At 62.4% G+C, this 14,321-nt stretch carries 13 protein-coding genes and 1 tRNA gene; 7 read left to right on the top strand and 7 right to left on the bottom strand.

What is annotated here, in order from left to right; translation table 11 throughout:
* The first annotated feature begins 166 nt into the window (after positions 1 to 166).
* From EV700_RS11410 to EV700_RS11400, 3 genes are read left to right on the top strand one after another with little or no spacing between them, the layout of a single operon-like run.
* A complete protein-coding gene (locus EV700_RS11410) occupies positions 167 to 1,891 on the top strand; it encodes a thiamine pyrophosphate-binding protein (protein WP_130413871.1) in 1,725 nt (574 codons plus the stop codon).
* A complete protein-coding gene (locus EV700_RS11405) occupies positions 1,891 to 2,724 on the top strand; it encodes a citryl-CoA lyase (RefSeq protein WP_130413869.1) in 834 nt (277 codons plus the stop codon). The genes EV700_RS11410 and EV700_RS11405 overlap by 1 nt, the downstream gene beginning before the upstream one ends.
* Positions 2,721 to 3,515, top strand: a complete 795-nt coding sequence (locus EV700_RS11400) for a citrate synthase family protein (protein ID WP_130413867.1) — start codon at positions 2,721 to 2,723, stop codon at positions 3,513 to 3,515. The genes EV700_RS11405 and EV700_RS11400 overlap by 4 nt, the downstream gene beginning before the upstream one ends.
* 59 nt (positions 3,516 to 3,574) lie before the next feature.
* On the opposite strand, the gene EV700_RS11395 is transcribed toward EV700_RS11400, so the two are convergent.
* The gene (locus EV700_RS11395; RefSeq protein WP_130413865.1) at positions 3,575 to 5,743 is read right to left on the bottom strand and encodes a TonB-dependent receptor plug domain-containing protein; all 2,169 of its coding nucleotides are present in this window, start codon (positions 5,741 to 5,743) and stop codon (positions 3,575 to 3,577) included.
* Positions 5,744 to 6,018: 275 nt separating this feature from the next.
* Between EV700_RS11395 and EV700_RS11390 the strand changes: the two genes are divergently transcribed.
* Positions 6,019 to 7,542 carry a bifunctional aminoglycoside phosphotransferase/ATP-binding protein gene (locus tag EV700_RS11390; protein WP_130413863.1) on the top strand — a complete coding sequence of 508 codons (1,524 nt, stop codon included), beginning with the start codon at positions 6,019 to 6,021 and terminating at the stop codon, positions 7,540 to 7,542.
* Positions 7,543 to 7,632: 90 nt separating this feature from the next.
* Entirely contained in the window at positions 7,633 to 7,998 is a 366-nt protein-coding gene (locus EV700_RS11385; protein ID WP_130413861.1) for a phage holin family protein, read from the top strand.
* A 1-nt stretch (position 7,999) separates the two neighbouring features.
* On the opposite strand, the gene EV700_RS11380 is transcribed toward EV700_RS11385, so the two are convergent.
* The 6 genes from EV700_RS11380 to EV700_RS11355 form a co-directional block, all read right to left on the bottom strand.
* Positions 8,000 to 8,230 (bottom strand): thioredoxin family protein, encoded by a 231-nt coding sequence (locus tag EV700_RS11380; protein WP_130413859.1) that lies wholly within the window; start codon positions 8,228 to 8,230, stop codon positions 8,000 to 8,002.
* A 24-nt stretch (positions 8,231 to 8,254) separates the two neighbouring features.
* Positions 8,255 to 9,250, bottom strand: coding sequence for a permease (locus EV700_RS11375; RefSeq protein WP_207224654.1), 996 nt, complete (start codon positions 9,248 to 9,250; stop codon positions 8,255 to 8,257).
* Positions 9,243 to 10,448 (bottom strand): organoarsenical effux MFS transporter ArsJ, encoded by a 1,206-nt coding sequence (gene arsJ, locus EV700_RS11370; protein ID WP_130413855.1) that lies wholly within the window; start codon positions 10,446 to 10,448, stop codon positions 9,243 to 9,245. Before arsJ ends, EV700_RS11375 begins: the two co-directional genes overlap by 8 nt.
* On the bottom strand, positions 10,445 to 11,446 hold the full coding sequence (locus EV700_RS11365; protein ID WP_130413853.1) for an ArsJ-associated glyceraldehyde-3-phosphate dehydrogenase: 1,002 nt from the start codon (positions 11,444 to 11,446) through the stop codon (positions 10,445 to 10,447). Before EV700_RS11365 ends, arsJ begins: the two co-directional genes overlap by 4 nt.
* A gap of 26 nt (positions 11,447 to 11,472) precedes the next feature.
* Entirely contained in the window at positions 11,473 to 11,808 is a 336-nt protein-coding gene (locus EV700_RS11360) for an ArsR/SmtB family transcription factor (protein ID WP_130413851.1), read from the bottom strand.
* A gap of 89 nt (positions 11,809 to 11,897) precedes the next feature.
* Positions 11,898 to 12,593 (bottom strand): hypothetical protein, encoded by a 696-nt coding sequence (locus tag EV700_RS11355; RefSeq protein ID WP_165391444.1) that lies wholly within the window; start codon positions 12,591 to 12,593, stop codon positions 11,898 to 11,900.
* Between the two features lie 168 nt (positions 12,594 to 12,761).
* Here EV700_RS11355 and EV700_RS11350 point away from each other — a divergent pair, with 168 nt between their 5' ends.
* Both EV700_RS11350 and EV700_RS11345 read left to right on the top strand, forming a co-directional pair.
* A complete protein-coding gene (locus EV700_RS11350; protein ID WP_130413847.1) occupies positions 12,762 to 14,171 on the top strand; it encodes a carotenoid oxygenase family protein in 1,410 nt (469 codons plus the stop codon).
* Between the two features lie 48 nt (positions 14,172 to 14,219).
* Positions 14,220 to 14,293, top strand: a tRNA-Gly gene (locus EV700_RS11345).
* Positions 14,294 to 14,321: the final 28 nt, after the last annotated feature.

The following is a 14,321-nucleotide window of genomic DNA, read 5'->3' as shown; positions in this document are numbered from 1 at the left end:
TAATTATTTGTTATATGTCGATAGTTAAAAGCTATTGATGGTGCAGGAATGTTTCTTGCAAATAGCCGTTGAAGGCGGCGGGCCAACCTTCTACTCTAGGGCGCGCCATCCCCCTGTCTTAACCATAAAAATATACCGGGAGCGATTCACTCCAGGGAGAGAATCCATGATCGAAAACGGCGACCTTATTCTTCATTACCTGCAACGCCTGGGCGTCAAATACGTCTTCGGCGTGCCTGGCGGCAGCATCGAGCCCTTCTATAATGCCCTGGCGCGCAGCGAGCGGCGTGGCGGTCCCCGCGCCATTATCGCCCGTCACGAGACCGGGGCCGCGTTCATGGCCGACGGCTATGCCCGCGAAACCGGCCGCATTGGCGTCTGCTGCGCCACGGCGGGGCCGGGAGCGACCAATCTGGTGACCGGCGTCGCCTGCGCCTATGCCGACGGCATCCCGCTGCTGGTGCTGTCCGGCCAGCCCGCCATCGAGAAATTCGGGCGCGGCGCGTTGCAGGACGGCTCCTGCACCGGCATCAACACCGTGGAAATCTTTACGCATTGCACCCGCTTCAACACCCTGGTGTCGCACACCGCGCAGCTGGAGCCGAAGCTGCTGCAGGCCATCAGCTACGCCATCAGCAACCGCCCCGGTCCGGTGCATCTCAGCATTCCGCTGGATGTAATGCGCGAGGCGATTGACCCGAGTGAGGATAAGGGCCAGTTGCGCGCCTTTATCAACCACGAGGTGACGCCCAGCCAGGAGGCCATGCATCTGGTGCTGAAGGAGCTGGCGGACAAGGAAAAAGTGACCGTCGTGATTGGCGAGGGGGCGGCGGGGGCCATCGACGAGATTCTGGCCGTGGTCGAGTCGCGTAACTGGTTGTTCGTAACGACGCCGCGCGCCAAGGGCTTGGTGAACTGCTTCCATCACCGTTATCGCGGCGTGTTCGGATTTGCCGGGCATGAAAGCGCACGCGAAGCACTGTTGCCGGAAAACGCCGAGCGGGTGGTGGTGATCGGTACCGCGCTGGATGAAGTTTCCACCAGCGGCTGGGATACCAGCGCCATCATGTCTCGCCGCCTGATCCATTTGTCCAGTAATGCCGAGCACCTCAGCCGTTCTTTCCTGGCGCGCCTGTGCATCCTCGGCTCCATCGAGCTGATGCTGAAACCCTTCGCCGCGCTGCTGGAACGCAGTCCGATGCGCAAGGACCAGGTCTTGCTGCAGGATGATGACGGCCTGCCCGCCATGATCGATCTGGCCAACCGGGCCAAATGCCTGGCGGACAGCGGCCCGGTCAAACCGCAGGCGTTGATGACCAAAGTCAGCGCGCTCTGCCCCGACGACACCCGCGTGCTGATGGACAGCGGCAACAGCTTCCTGTGGGGCATCCATTACTGGAACTGCAAGCGGCCGAAGGGCTTCAACCGCCATCGCAGCCTGTTCCACATCGGTATCGGCTTTTCGTCGATGGGCTGGGCGATCGGTGCATCGGTAGGCGTGGCGGCCGGGGCCAAGGGCGCGCCTGTGGTCTGTTTCACCGGCGACGGCAGCATGCTGATGAGCGGGCAGGAGATCACGGTCGCCCTGCAGGAAAACCTGAATGTGCTGTTCATCGTGCTGAACGACAGCTCACTGGGTATGGTCAAGCATGGCCAGCAGATCGGCGGCGCGGAGCGCATCGGCCATGCCTTGCCGAAGATTGATTTCGCATTGATGGCGCAGGCGATGGGAATCGAGTCCTACCGCATCGAGCGGTTGTCCGACCTCGACCGAATTGATATCCCCGGCATTGTGTCGCGTCCCGGCCCCTGCCTGCTGGATGTGATTGTGGACCCTGAGGAAGTGCCGCCGATGGGCGCGCGCATGAAAGTGCTGACCGGAGCGCAGTAATGAGTGATGTCGAACCAGGATTCCAGAGCAAAATCTGGCAGGAAGAAGCGGAGGCGGATAATCCTTTCGCCGCCCATGCTTGTTATTGTCATGGCTATGATGTCTATGGCGACGTGCTTGGCAAAGCCGGTTGGGCCGAATACCTCTATCTGCTTTTTCGTGGTGAACGCCCTTCGCCTTCACAGGCCAGGATGCTGGATGCCCTGATGGTGGCGCTGGCCAATCGAGGCCCGCGCGACCCGGCCGTCAGGGCCGCCATGAACGGCGGTGTTGGCGGCAGTACGGCGGCAGGTTCACTGATGGCCGCCCTCGCGGTTGGCGCAGGACAGTATGGTGGTGCGCATGAGGTTTGCCTCGCCATGCAGCTTTGGGCAAAGGGCGGTTTGCAACTGGAAGCGTGGGAAACGGCCCTGGGCCAGTTATCCGACAACCGTAACGTTGATATCTGGCTGCCGGTCGAGCATGCGCCCGGCTTTGACCCGAACGGCGAGTCTTGCCCGACCCCGGTCCGGCAAACATTGGCTTACCTGGCTCATCTCGAGACCGCTGGCCCGCTCGGTTGGCTGATGCGGGAGCGGGAAGCGCTGGAGGCTCTGGCCGGCGCACCGTTGGCCATGACCGGTGTGGTGGCGGCCGCCCTGTTTTCTCTGGGCTTTTCGCCGGAACAGGGCGAAATGCTGTTCCTGTTTTCCGGCTTGCCCGGAGCCGCGGTTCATGCCTTGGAACAACAGGAAACCGGTTGGCGGAAATTTCCCTTTGTCGGCAATCGTATTCATTTGCAGGATGATCCCGGCCCGATGGGCATGCCGGATATTTCGGAGTTCGGTCTATGAGCCACCAACCCTTACTCGATCATGAGCATGTTTGGAACACCCGTATCGGTAAGGCCTTCCTCTGCGAGCGAACGGTGATGCGGGGCAAGGATCTTCACCATGAGCTTGGCGATTGGGACTGGTTCAAGCTGTACCTTTATGGCATTACCGGTCGGGAACTGGCCGATAACCAGATCCGGATGCTGAGTTACTTCTGGGTAGCCACAAGTTATGCCGATCCCAGTATCTGGCCGAACCATGTGGCGGCACTGGGCGGCTCGGTTCGCAGTACGGCGTCGTTGTCCTGCATGGCGGGCCTGGCGATCAGCGAGGCTTCAATCTATGGGCGTCGCCCGGAAAAACGGGCGCTGGATTTCTTTTATCGGACTGCCGCCGCCCTTGATAAAGGGGACACGTTGGCCGCCGTGGTGGAACGGGAAATCCGGGAACGAAAGACGATTTATGGCTATGGCCGTCCGTTGGCCAAAATGGATGAACGCATCCCGCACACCCTGCAGAAGGCCAAGCAGTTGGGATTGGCCGAGGGCCGCTATTTAAGGCTGGCCCTCGACGTCTATCGCTACCTGAAGGCCGAGAAAGGTTTGTCGATGAACATTTCTGCCGTCAATACCGCCATTGTGGCTGACATTGGCCTGAGTCCCGAAGAATACCAGTTGTTCCTGACACCCTGTTTCATCACCGGCATTGCCCCGTGTTACATCGACGCCCGGGACAAGCCGGAAGGAGCATTTTTCCCCATGCGCTGTGAAAGTCTTTCAGGGGAGACCCGCCCGAAGAGGGTGTGGGACTGATACGGGAAAATCCGGGGAGTGAAAGCACCGGGCCGGATTAGATCTCCGGCCCGCTTTTCCTAGAACTTGTAGGTCGCTTCGAGATAGGCGCTGCGCCCGGCCATCGGGAAGTCATGAAGTATCGGCGGCACCGGGAGGGTGGCGCTGGGGCCGGGGCTCGGTTCGCGGACATCCTCATCCAGCAGGTTGCGCACCGACAGGGCCAGATCCAGACTCTTCCAGGCCTCCCGTTTACGCAAGGTCAGGTCAACCGTGGTGTAGGCATCACTCGCCGCCCGGGTGTCACCCGCCGCCCGCTTCTGCGGGCCAACCCACGTTACCTGGGTATCCAGATGCCAGCTTGGCAGGAACAGCCACTCATTACGGACATAGATTTCTTGATTGGGTGCGCCACCCACATCCTGGCCTGAATTCTGGTCTTTCGACTGCTGATAGGAATAGTTCACCAGGAAACGCAGGCTGAAGTTCGGTGTGTAATCAGCTTCCACCTCAAAACCTTGCCCTTTGCGGTGGCCGACATTTTGCGCCTGGATGCGGCCGGTGCCATCCGGGACAAAGGTGATGAAGTCGTGAATCTGGTAGTTGTAGATGTTGGCGGTGTAGGACAAGTTCTGCATGACCTGATGTGACAGGGCTACTTCGTAGGTGTCGATGGTTTCCGGTTTCAGGTTCGGATTGCCAAGATTGATCGGGTTACTGGTGACAAACAGTTCCGCCAGCGTGGGTGCCCGAAAAGCACGGCCATACAGCCATTTCACCGTCATGTTGTTTTGCGCCGCCCAGACCAGCGCCAGGCGAGGGTTGACCGTATTGCCGAAGTCCGAGTAGTGGTCGTAGCGAACCCCGGAAGTCATCTGCCATTTTGGCGTCAGTTTCCATTCATCCTGTGCGTACAGGTAGGAGCTGGTGCGGTCTTTTTCCGGCAGGTAGGTTTCGGCGGTATCACTCACATCCACGATGCCGCCCCGGGGTGACGTGTCGGGGTTGAAGTTCTTGGTTTCCGTAACCTCGAACATGTCGCCCCAGTAGAAACCGGCGCCCAAGCGGATGTAGTGATCGTCAAGGCCTTTGAAAAGGGTGTTGAAGTCGAAGCGTGCGTTTTCTTCCTTGTTGCCGGGGTTGCCAATCAGACCGTCGGGATAATTGAAGACAATTGGCGGATTGTTGACGGGGTCAACCGGATCCGGATAGACCAGCTTCGCACCTGGCGGCAACAGCCAGATATCCTTTTTGATCACTTGGGTGCCACGATAAAAGCTGACCCGTTGCTCCAGCTCCCAATGAGGGGACAGATCCTTGGCGGAGTAGGTGTAGTCCAGATTGAAGCGTTCTCCTTCGGCTCGGGAATTCGGGTCGAGCGCCTCAAAGTAGCCCGGTCCTGAACCGACATTGAAGCGGGCCTGGTAGCCCGTCCGTAACCGGTGGTGATTATTGGCAATGTCCAAGCGGGCCTCGACCAGCTTTTTCATGGTATTGACGGAGCCGGGGGCCAGGCTGGCCTTGCTGCCGGTGAAGCTGTCGAGGACCGTTTGGCGGTCTGAGTCAATGGTTTCCTTCCAGCCGTCTGTGGTTTCGGCCTCCAGTGAGAAGGCGAGATCGATACCGTCGCGGGTGCCTCCGTACTGCATCCAGCCGGAACGGGTATTGAAACTGCCGACACGCGCGCCGGCGTTCAGGCCTCTTAACTCGTTGGCGGACTTGGTAATGATATTGATGACCCCGGCGAAGGCATCCGCACCATACAGGGCCGAACCCGGACCGCGGATCACTTCGATGCGGGCAATCGACTTGACGGGCATACCCCCCCAGACCTGACCGCGACTGCCGACAAACATGCTGGTAATCGGCACGCCATTGATGAGCATCAGGGTTTGCGGGTTATAGGTCGAAGTAATGCCCCGGAAATAGTAATTGGGATTGAAGGACTGGTCCGAGCGACCCACGTGCAGGCCCGGCACGGTTTCCAGCACCTGGTCGATATCGGTCGCACCAATCGCTTCAATATCTTCCGCCGTGATGACCGTGGCGATGGCGGCCGCCTTGTCGAGCGGCGTCTGTGTGCCGGAGGCAATGGAAGTAACGCGGATGCTGCCGAGATCGGCGAGGGAAAGGTCCCAGAGGTTGTCGGCGTAAAGATCCGCGCCATGCAGGGCGGCCACGGTCAGGCACAGGGCCTGTACGGAACGACGGCGCGGTGCAGCGGTTCTTGTTGTTGTGCGTATTTGCATGGTGTCGCCTTGATCCTTGCGCCGACGGAACAACCGCCGGCCGGCAGACCGGATAATATAAGGAATTCGTTAACGTTCTAGCATAACCTGGCCATACGGATTGTGACCGGGTTCTCACAAAAAACCGGGCTTGGTTCAAAGCCCATTTAGTGTGATGCGATTCGCAATTTATCCTAGAGTATAGGGGGTTGTATAGAAAGTGCCGGTCTTTTTTCCAGATGCCTGTCAAGTCGGCGTAACATAGTGACTGCATGCTTTCCAAGGAATCCGAGGCCATGACGCCGATGCTGATCGATGCCCTGCGCAACAAGGCGCTTTATCCGCATCCGGTGCGGAATTTCCGGATGATCGAGACGCACATCTCCTGGGTGCTGTTGACCGGGGAGTATGCCTACAAGATCAAGAAGCCGGTTCGTTTCCCCTTCCTGGACTTCACCACGCTGGAGTCGCGCAAACGCTGCTGCGAGGAGGAGTTGCGCCTGAACCGGCGTCTGTCGGGCGACCTCTATTGCGATGTCGTGCCGATTTTCGGTTCAGTGTCCTCGCCGCGTCTGGACGGCGGCGGCCCGGTCATTGAATACGCGGTGCGGATGCGCCAGTTTCCGCAGGAGTGCCTGCTGGACCGCCTGGCGGCCGCCGGTGAGCTGACGCCCGACCTGCTGGAGGCGCTGGCGCTGGTCATCGCCGACTTCCACCGGCAAACCCCGGCTGCGCCGCCGGGGCATCCCCAATGCCATCCGGAGGCGCTGTATGCGCCGATGCAGCAGAATTTCCGGCTGATCCGTCCGTGGTTGACCGACGCGGACGATCTGCAACGTCTGGATCGTCTGGAGGTCCGGGCAGGGGAGGAGTACGCCCGCCTGCAACCGCTGCTGGCGCGGCGCATTGCCGCCGGGTGTGTCCGCGAGTGCCACGGCGACCTGCATCTGGGCAACATCGCGCTGATTGACGGCAGGCCGGTGCCGTTTGACTGCATTGAATTCAACGACGCCTTCCGCCTCATTGATATCGCCTCCGACGCCGCCTTCCTGGTGATGGATTTGCAAAGCCGGGGACTGGACGGTCTGGCGGAGCGCTTCCTGAACGGCTGGCGCGAGCGCAGCGGCGATGACGGGGCGCTGGCGGTGATGCGTTTCTATCAGGCTTACCGGGCGCTGGTGCGGGCGAAGGTGAACGTGCTGCGGCTGGGCCAGCAGCCCGATGAAGCGACGCGGACACTGATACTGGCCGAATACCGGCGCTATGCAGCGCTGGCCGAACGCTACGGGTCGCCGCCGCCACGCTTCCTGGCAATCACCCACGGCGTCTCCGGTTCGGGCAAGAGCCATGTGGCGCAGCAACTGGTGGACGGTTGGCAGGCGCAGCGCTTCCGTTCCGATGTCGAGCGCAAGCGGATGTTCGGGGCCGAAGAGGGGCTTTACGGTCCCGACGCCACCCGCCGCACCTACGAACGCCTGCTGGCGCTGGGCCGCGAGGCGCTGGCGGCAGGGTATCCGGCGGTGCTGGACGCCACCTTCCTGGACGCCGCGTGGCGGCAGGCGGCGCGGCGGCTGGCGGAGGCGGCCGGGGTTCCGTTCCTGATCCTGGATTGTGATCCGCCGGAAGCGGTGCTACGCGAACGCATAGAGCGGCGGCAGGCGGCAGGGCGCGATCCCTCGGATGCCACGGTGGATGTCATGCTGGCGCAGCGGGCGGCGCGCGAACCGCTGACGGCGGCGGAACGGGAACATGCTGTCCGCATCGAAGCCGAGGTTCCCGCCGATCTGCTGGCGCGTGTCCGGGACTTGATTTCCCCCTGATCAGCCGCATTTGTGCCGGGTAATTGCAGTACAATTGTTCACAATCCGCCGCGCCCGCCGCGCGGCATCCCTTCCCTCTGAGGATATGTCATGTTTTACCAGATGCTGGTGCGGTTGATGCTGAGCGCTTGCGGTCTCGGACTGGCGGACTATCTGATGGACGGGGTGCGTTTCGAGCATTACGGCACGCTGTTCTGGGCAGCCTTGCTGCTGGGCGTCGCCAATACCGTGGTGCGGCCGCTGCTGATCATCCTGACGCTGCCGATCACGGTGATCACGCTGGGCCTGTTCCTGTTCGTGGTCAACGCCGCCACGCTGGGCGTGGTGGCCTGGTTCCTGCCCGGTTTCCATCTGGACGGTTTCTGGCCCGCGCTGGGGGCGTGGTTCCTGGTAGCGATGATGCAGGGGCTGGGCAACGCCCTGACCGCCCGCACCACCATCATCATCCGCGACTGATTCAGCCCAGGAACCGGCGGATGTCCGCCGGGTTCAGCACCTTGCCCGCCGACACCACCTTGCCGTCCACCACCAGCGCCGGCGTCGACATCACGCCGTGCGCCGCGATTTCCGCAAAGCCCGTCACCTTGACGATCTCCGCCTCGCGTCCGCTTTCCGCCAGCGCCTTGCGCGTGTTTTCGGTGAGGGCTTGGCACTTGCTGCAGCCTGAACCCAGAATCTTGATGATCATGCCTGTTTCTCCCGGTAAAAATGACTAGAGGAAATAGCTGCTGAAGGCGTTGAAAGCGTAGCCGATGATCAGGATGCCGGTGATGACGATGCCGAGGAAGGTGGCCAGCAGGCGCATCTTCACCACTTTCTTCAGCATCACCAGCGACGGCAGCGACAGCGCCGTAACCGCCATCATGAACGCCAGCGCCGTGCCCAGTCCCACGCCCTTGGCCACCAGCGCTTCCGCGACCGGCAACGTGCCGAAGATGTCGGCATACATCGGGGCGCCGATCAGTACCGCCAGCGGCACCGACCACGGCTTGTCCTGCCCCAGCACCGCCAGTATCCAGTCGCGGGGAATGACGTTGTGGATCAGCGCGCCGAGGCCGACGCCGATCAGGATATAGGGCCACACCCGGCGCACGATGTCACGGACTTGTTCCAGGCTGTAGCGCAGCCGGTCGCGGCGGGTCAGTTCATCCTGCGGGATGTCCACCACCGGGCTGTGGAACACAAAGCTTTCGACCTGGCTTTCCAGTTTCAAGCGGCCGATGATCGTGCCGCCGATCACCGCCAGCACCACGCCGGTCAGCACATAGGCGATGGCGATCTTCCAGTTGAAGATGCCGGCGAGCAGGATCACCGACGCCAGGTCGACCAGCGGCGAGGAAATCAGGAAGGAAAAGGTGACCCCCAGCGGCAGCCCGGCGCTGGTGAAGCCGATGAACAGCGGGATGGACGAGCAGGAACAGAAGGGCGTCAGCGTGCCCAGCAGCGCCCCGGCGAGGTTGGCCGGAATGCCGGTCAGTCCGCCAAGGATGCGGCGGGTGCGTTCCGGCGGAAAGTAGCTCTGGATCCACGAGACGCTGAAGATCAGCACCCCCAGCAGGATGAAGATCTTGATCACATCGTAGATGAAGAAATGCAGGCTGCCGCCCAGCCGGGTCGTGGTGTCGAGGCCGCCGCTTTCCAGCAGCCAGCGCACCCCCGCGGCCAGCCAGTCCATGCGCAGCAGTTGGTTGTTCAGCCATTCAAACATGGGCAGGCTCCTGCCGGGGCAATCCGGCCGAAATGGCGGCCGCCAACAGCACGAACAGGCTCGATACCCACAGGCAGGCCTCCAGCCCCCACTGCTGGAACACCCACCCGGACAAGATAGTCCCGATCAGCCGTCCCAGTGCATTCGACATGTAATAAAAACCCACGTCCAGCGACACCCCGTCCGCCTTGGCCCAGGACACGATCAGAAAGCTGTGCAGCGAGGAATTCACCGCGAACAGCGCCCCGAACAGCAGCAGGCCGCCTGGCACCATCAACCACGGCGACACGCCCGCCGCCAGCCCCAGCGCAATCAGCGCCGGAACTCCCGCCAGCGCCGCCGCCCAGGCGAAGGCGGCGCGGCCGTCCGGCACCCGGCCCTGACGCTTGCCGGTCAGGTAAGGCGCGAAGGATTGCACCACCCCGTAGCCGATCACCCACGCCGCCAGGAAGGCTCCCACCTGCGACACATTCCAGCCGAACACTGTACTCAGGTACACCGGCAGCGCCACCACGAACCAGACATCGCGGGCGCCGAACAGGAACAGCCGCGCTCCGGACAGCCGGTTGATCGCCGGGCTCTTCGACAGCAACTCGCGGAATTTCGGCTTGGCGGCCTTCTTGCCCAGGTCCTGCTTCAGGCCGATCAGGCTGCCGATCCAGACCAGCGCCAGCACCGCCGCCATGCCCAGCACCGCGCCGGTGAAGCCGACCGCCGCCAGCAACGCCCCGCCCAGGAAGAAGCCCGCGCCCTTCAGTGCGTTCTTCGAGCCGGTCAGCACCGCCACCCAGTGATAGAGCTTGCCTTGTTCGCCCTCCGGCACCAGCAGCTTGATGGTGCTCTTGGCGCTCATCTTGTTCAGGTCCTTGGCGATGCCGGACAGCGCCTGCGCCGCCATCACCCATGGCACCGTCAGCCAGGCGGCGGGCGCGGTCAGCATCAGCAGCGCCCCCACCTGCAGGCTCAGCCCCAGGTTCATGGTGCGGTTCAGCCCCAGCCGCGCCCCCAGATACCCGCCCAGCAGGTTGGTGACCACGCCGAAGAATTCGTAGAACAGGAACAGTGCCGCGATCTGCAGGGGCGAGTAGCCCAGCGCATGGAAATGCAGCACCACCAGCATGCGCAGCGCGCCGTCGGTGAGGGTGAAGGCCCAGTAATTGCCGGTGACCAGCAGGTACTGGCGGACCGCCGGGGTCATGCCGCGCCCACCAGTTTCACCAGTTCGACGGTGCGGTTGGCGTAGCCCCATTCGTTGTCGTACCAGGCGTAGATTTTCACCTGTGTGCCGTTCACCACCAGCGTCGACAGCGCGTCGATGATCGACGAGCGCGGGTCGGTACGGTAGTCGATCGACACCAGCGGGCGTTCCTCGTAGCCGAGGATGCCTTTCAGTTCCTTTTCGGAGGCAGCCTTCAGCAGGGAGTTCACTTCCATTGCCGTGGTCGGGCGCTCCACCTCGAACACGCAATCGGTCAGTGAGGCGTTGGCCAGCGGTACTCGCACGGCGTGGCCGTTCAGGCGGCCCTTCAATTCGGGGAAGATTTCCGCAATCGCGGTGGCCGAGCCGGTGGTGGTGGGAATCAGGCTCATGCCGCTGGCGCGGGCGCGGCGCAGGTCCTTGTGCGGCTGGTCGAGCAGGCTCTGGGTGTTGGTCAGGTCGTGGATGGTGGTGATGGAGCCGTGGCGGATGCCCAGGTGCTCGTGGATGACCTTGACCACCGGCGCCAGGCAGTTGGTGGTGCAGGAAGCGGCGGTGACAATGCGGTGTGCGGCCGGGTCGAAGAGGTGCTGGTTGACGCCCATCACCACATTCAGCACCCCGGCTTCCTTCACCGGCGCGGAGACGACGACGCGCTTCACGCCCTGCTTCAGGTAGTCCTGGAGGATGGCGACGGTCTTCATCTTGCCGCTGGCCTCGATCACCACGTCGCAGCCTGACCAGTCGGTGTCGGCGATGGCCTTGTTCGCGGTTACCGTCAGCCGGCGGCCGTTGATGACGATCGCGTCGCCGTCGGCGGCGGCTTCATGACGCCAGCGCCCGTGCACGGAGTCGAAATTCAGCAGATGGGCATGGGTGGCGGCATCACCGGCGGGGTCGTTGATCTGCACGAATTCCAGTTCCGGCCAGTCCCAGGCGGCGCGTAGCGCCAGGCGTCCGATGCGGCCGAAACCGTTGATGCCGACTTTGATGCTCATGGGGGATTCTCCTTGCAGGGTGGGGTTCAGCAGCAGGCGGCGGATTCGCCGGAAGTCAGTTCACAGGTCTCGCCGCCGCAGCAGTTGGCGGTGAGGAAGCCGATCAGCTCGTTCATGGCCGGGTAATGGGCGCTGTAAATCACCGAGCGGCCTTCCTGCCGCGAGCGCACCAGTCCGGCATGCTGCAATTCCTTGAGGTGGAAGGACAGCGTCGAGCCGGGCAGTCCGTCCAGCCCATCACTGATGCGACTGACGGGCAAGCCTTCCGGTCCTTGCTGCACCAGCAGGCGGAAGATGGCGAGACGGGTTTCCTGGGCCAGGGCGGCAAGTCGGGTGACGGCGTCGGGCGCGTTCAGGGGCATGGCGGAGGCCTTATGTTCGATATTTCCGGAATTATGGAAATATAGCATGACAGGCAGGTGACAACGTCCTGTCCCTTGGTGTTTCGGGTTCAGAATTTCAGGGCGATGCCGACGGCGGTTTGTCCGGTGGAAACCTCCAGACTGCCGTTATCGCCCAGATCCTCGAAATCCAGATCCAGCGACAGCGAGCGTTTTTCCAGTTGCAATGACAGCCGCCGGTAGTCCACGGAGATTCCGGCCATCACGGCGGTGCCGTTGCCTTTCACCCGCCCTGAAACCGACCGGGAGAATTCCGGGAAAGTCACACTCGCGCTTCCTCCGGCCACCAGACACAGCGATACCCCGGCATAAAGGCCCAGCGTGACGCCATGTTGCGCGAGCGAGGAGAAGGGGGTAAGCCGCAGCATCGGCGACACGGTAAAAACATCGTAGCTGACATCGGCATTGCTGCTGGTATGACTGCCATGCAGGAATTCCATGGACATCCCGGGCTGCAGGCGGTCGCCCCGTTTCCAGAAGCCGCCGCGAACTCCGGCCATATTGCCGCCTTCGAATTGCACCGGATGGCTGGCGCTGATCGGAACGCAGAAGAAACACTGGCTGGTGGCGGAGACCGTGGTTTCGAACGAGCCGCCGGGGCCGGTGAACAGCCCAAGGTAGCTGTCGGCCGCCATGCCCGCGGTGGTCGCCGGGCGCGGTGCGGTCGCCTGCGTGGGCGTAGCGACCACATCGGTGTCCATTTCCGCCTGCGCGACCGTGGCGGCAGACAGCCAAATCGCAATCATCGCTAAGTGCCGGGCGACCGCTTTCATAGGGGCGTTCCATTCAGGGCTTTTTTTCAGTATAGGCCTATTTTATGTGTGGCAATAGACGGGCTGATCGCCAATGTTGACAATGTCAAAATAAGGCCGCATGATGCCGCAATAATGATCAAAACTCTCGAGGGAATGCCCATGTCCACCGTCGAAGCCTTTGCCGAGCGCGGCACCGCCTGGCTGATCCGCAACCTGCAGAAACGGGTTCCCTATAACCCGGAAAACCCCTATCTGGCGGGCGCACTGGCCCCAGTCAATGTTGAAAGCACCGTCACCGACCTGAAGGTGACGGGCAAGATCCCCAAGGAACTGAACGGCCTGCTGGCGCGCATCGGCCCCAACCCGCTGAACGTGGCCAACCCCGGCGCTTACCATTGGTTCCTGGGCGACGGCATGGTGCACGGCCTGCACCTGCGTGACGGCAAGGCGCAGTGGTACCGCAACCGCTGGGTGGGTGTCGACGGCGTCAACAAGGCGCTGGGACGACCAAAAGCGCCCGGTCCGCGTCGCGGCGCCATCGAGGTGGTGAACACCAACATCATCGGTCATGCCGGGCGGCTGTGGGCGCTGGTGGAAGCGGGCGCGCTGCCGGTGGAGATGGACGGCGAGCTGAACACGGTGAAGCACGGCCTGTTCGACAGCGCTGTCCGCACCGCCTTTTCCGCCCATCCGCATCGGGACCCGCAATCCGGCTGCCTGCATGCGGTCTGCTATGACCCGCTGTACCAGAACCGGGTGCAGCATGTCGTCATCGACGCCGCCGGACAGGTGGTGCGGCGGGTGAACGTGCCGGTCAGCCACGGCCCGATGATCCACGATTGCGCCATCACCCAAAGTCAGGTGGTGATCCTCGACCTGCCGGTGACCTTCTCGGTGAAGTCGATGCTGCAAGGTTCCGGCCTGCCCTATGCCTGGAATCCGAAGCATCAGGCGCGTGTCGGGCTGCTGCCGAAGCAGGGCGGGGCGGAGGAGGTGCGCTGGTTCAGCGTCGATCCCTGTTATGTATTCCATCCCTGCAATGCCTACGACCTGCCGGACGGCAGCGCCATTCTCGACGTGGTGGTGCACGAGCGCATGTTCGACCGTTCGCTGCACGGCCCGGAAAGCCAGAAGGTCACGTTCGAGCGCTGGAAACTGGATAACGCCACGCGGCGGGTGCAACGCACGGTGCTGTCGGAGATGGGCCAGGAATTCCCGCGTTTTGACGAGCGGCTGACGGGTCAGCCTTACCGCTACGCCTATTCGGCGGGCATCGACATCGACAACCAGTTGCCGCAGCCGCTGATCCGCCATGACCTGCACACCGGCAAGATCGACTTCCACCATTATGGGCCCAGCCATGCCACCGGGGAAGTGGTGTTCGTGCCGCGTTCCGCCGACAGCGCCGAGGATGACGGCTGGCTGCTGTCCTATGTCTACGATCTGGCGCGGGCGCGCAGCCAGGTGGTGATTGTCAATGCGGGCGATCTGGGCGGGGAGCCGCAGGCGGTGATCGAGCTGGGGGTGCGGGTGCCGATGGGCTTCCACGGCAACTGGATTGCGGATTGATGCGGCGCTTGCCTTCGCGGGTGCCGCCTTCTACAATCGTCGCTCGATGCGGGCGTCGTATAGTGGTAATACCCTAGCTTCCCAAGCTAGAGCTGAGGGTTCGATTCCCTTCGCCCGCTCCAGATTCTGAAAAAAGCCCCGTTCCCTCCG

Source organism: Fluviicoccus keumensis (assembly GCF_004217445.1).
Lineage (GTDB): Bacteria > Pseudomonadota > Gammaproteobacteria > Pseudomonadales > Moraxellaceae > Fluviicoccus > Fluviicoccus keumensis.
This window is presented reverse-complemented; position numbering and strand designations above follow the sequence as displayed.

Excerpts from the sequence above, each read along its gene's own strand:
- EV700_RS11350 (WP_130413847.1), top strand. The coding sequence starts at position 12,762 with ATGTCCACCGTCGAAGCCTTTGCCGAGCGCGGCACCGCCTGGCTGATC.
- arsJ (WP_130413855.1), bottom strand. The coding sequence starts at position 10,448 with ATGACCCCGGCGGTCCGCCAGTACCTGCTGGTCACCGGCAATTACTGG.
- EV700_RS11380 (WP_130413859.1), bottom strand. The coding sequence starts at position 8,230 with ATGATCATCAAGATTCTGGGTTCAGGCTGCAGCAAGTGCCAAGCCCTC.
- EV700_RS11375 (WP_207224654.1), bottom strand. The coding sequence starts at position 9,250 with ATGTTTGAATGGCTGAACAACCAACTGCTGCGCATGGACTGGCTGGCC.
- EV700_RS11410 (WP_130413871.1), top strand. The coding sequence starts at position 167 with ATGATCGAAAACGGCGACCTTATTCTTCATTACCTGCAACGCCTGGGC.
- EV700_RS11405 (WP_130413869.1), top strand. The coding sequence starts at position 1,891 with ATGAGTGATGTCGAACCAGGATTCCAGAGCAAAATCTGGCAGGAAGAA.
- EV700_RS11385 (WP_130413861.1), top strand. The coding sequence starts at position 7,633 with ATGTTTTACCAGATGCTGGTGCGGTTGATGCTGAGCGCTTGCGGTCTC.
- EV700_RS11355 (WP_165391444.1), bottom strand. The coding sequence starts at position 12,593 with ATGATTGCGATTTGGCTGTCTGCCGCCACGGTCGCGCAGGCGGAAATG.
- EV700_RS11395 (WP_130413865.1), bottom strand. The coding sequence starts at position 5,743 with ATGCAAATACGCACAACAACAAGAACCGCTGCACCGCGCCGTCGTTCC.
- EV700_RS11390 (WP_130413863.1), top strand. The coding sequence starts at position 6,019 with ATGACGCCGATGCTGATCGATGCCCTGCGCAACAAGGCGCTTTATCCG.
- EV700_RS11365 (WP_130413853.1), bottom strand. The coding sequence starts at position 11,446 with ATGAGCATCAAAGTCGGCATCAACGGTTTCGGCCGCATCGGACGCCTG.
- EV700_RS11400 (WP_130413867.1), top strand. The coding sequence starts at position 2,721 with ATGAGCCACCAACCCTTACTCGATCATGAGCATGTTTGGAACACCCGT.
- EV700_RS11360 (WP_130413851.1), bottom strand. The coding sequence starts at position 11,808 with ATGCCCCTGAACGCGCCCGACGCCGTCACCCGACTTGCCGCCCTGGCC.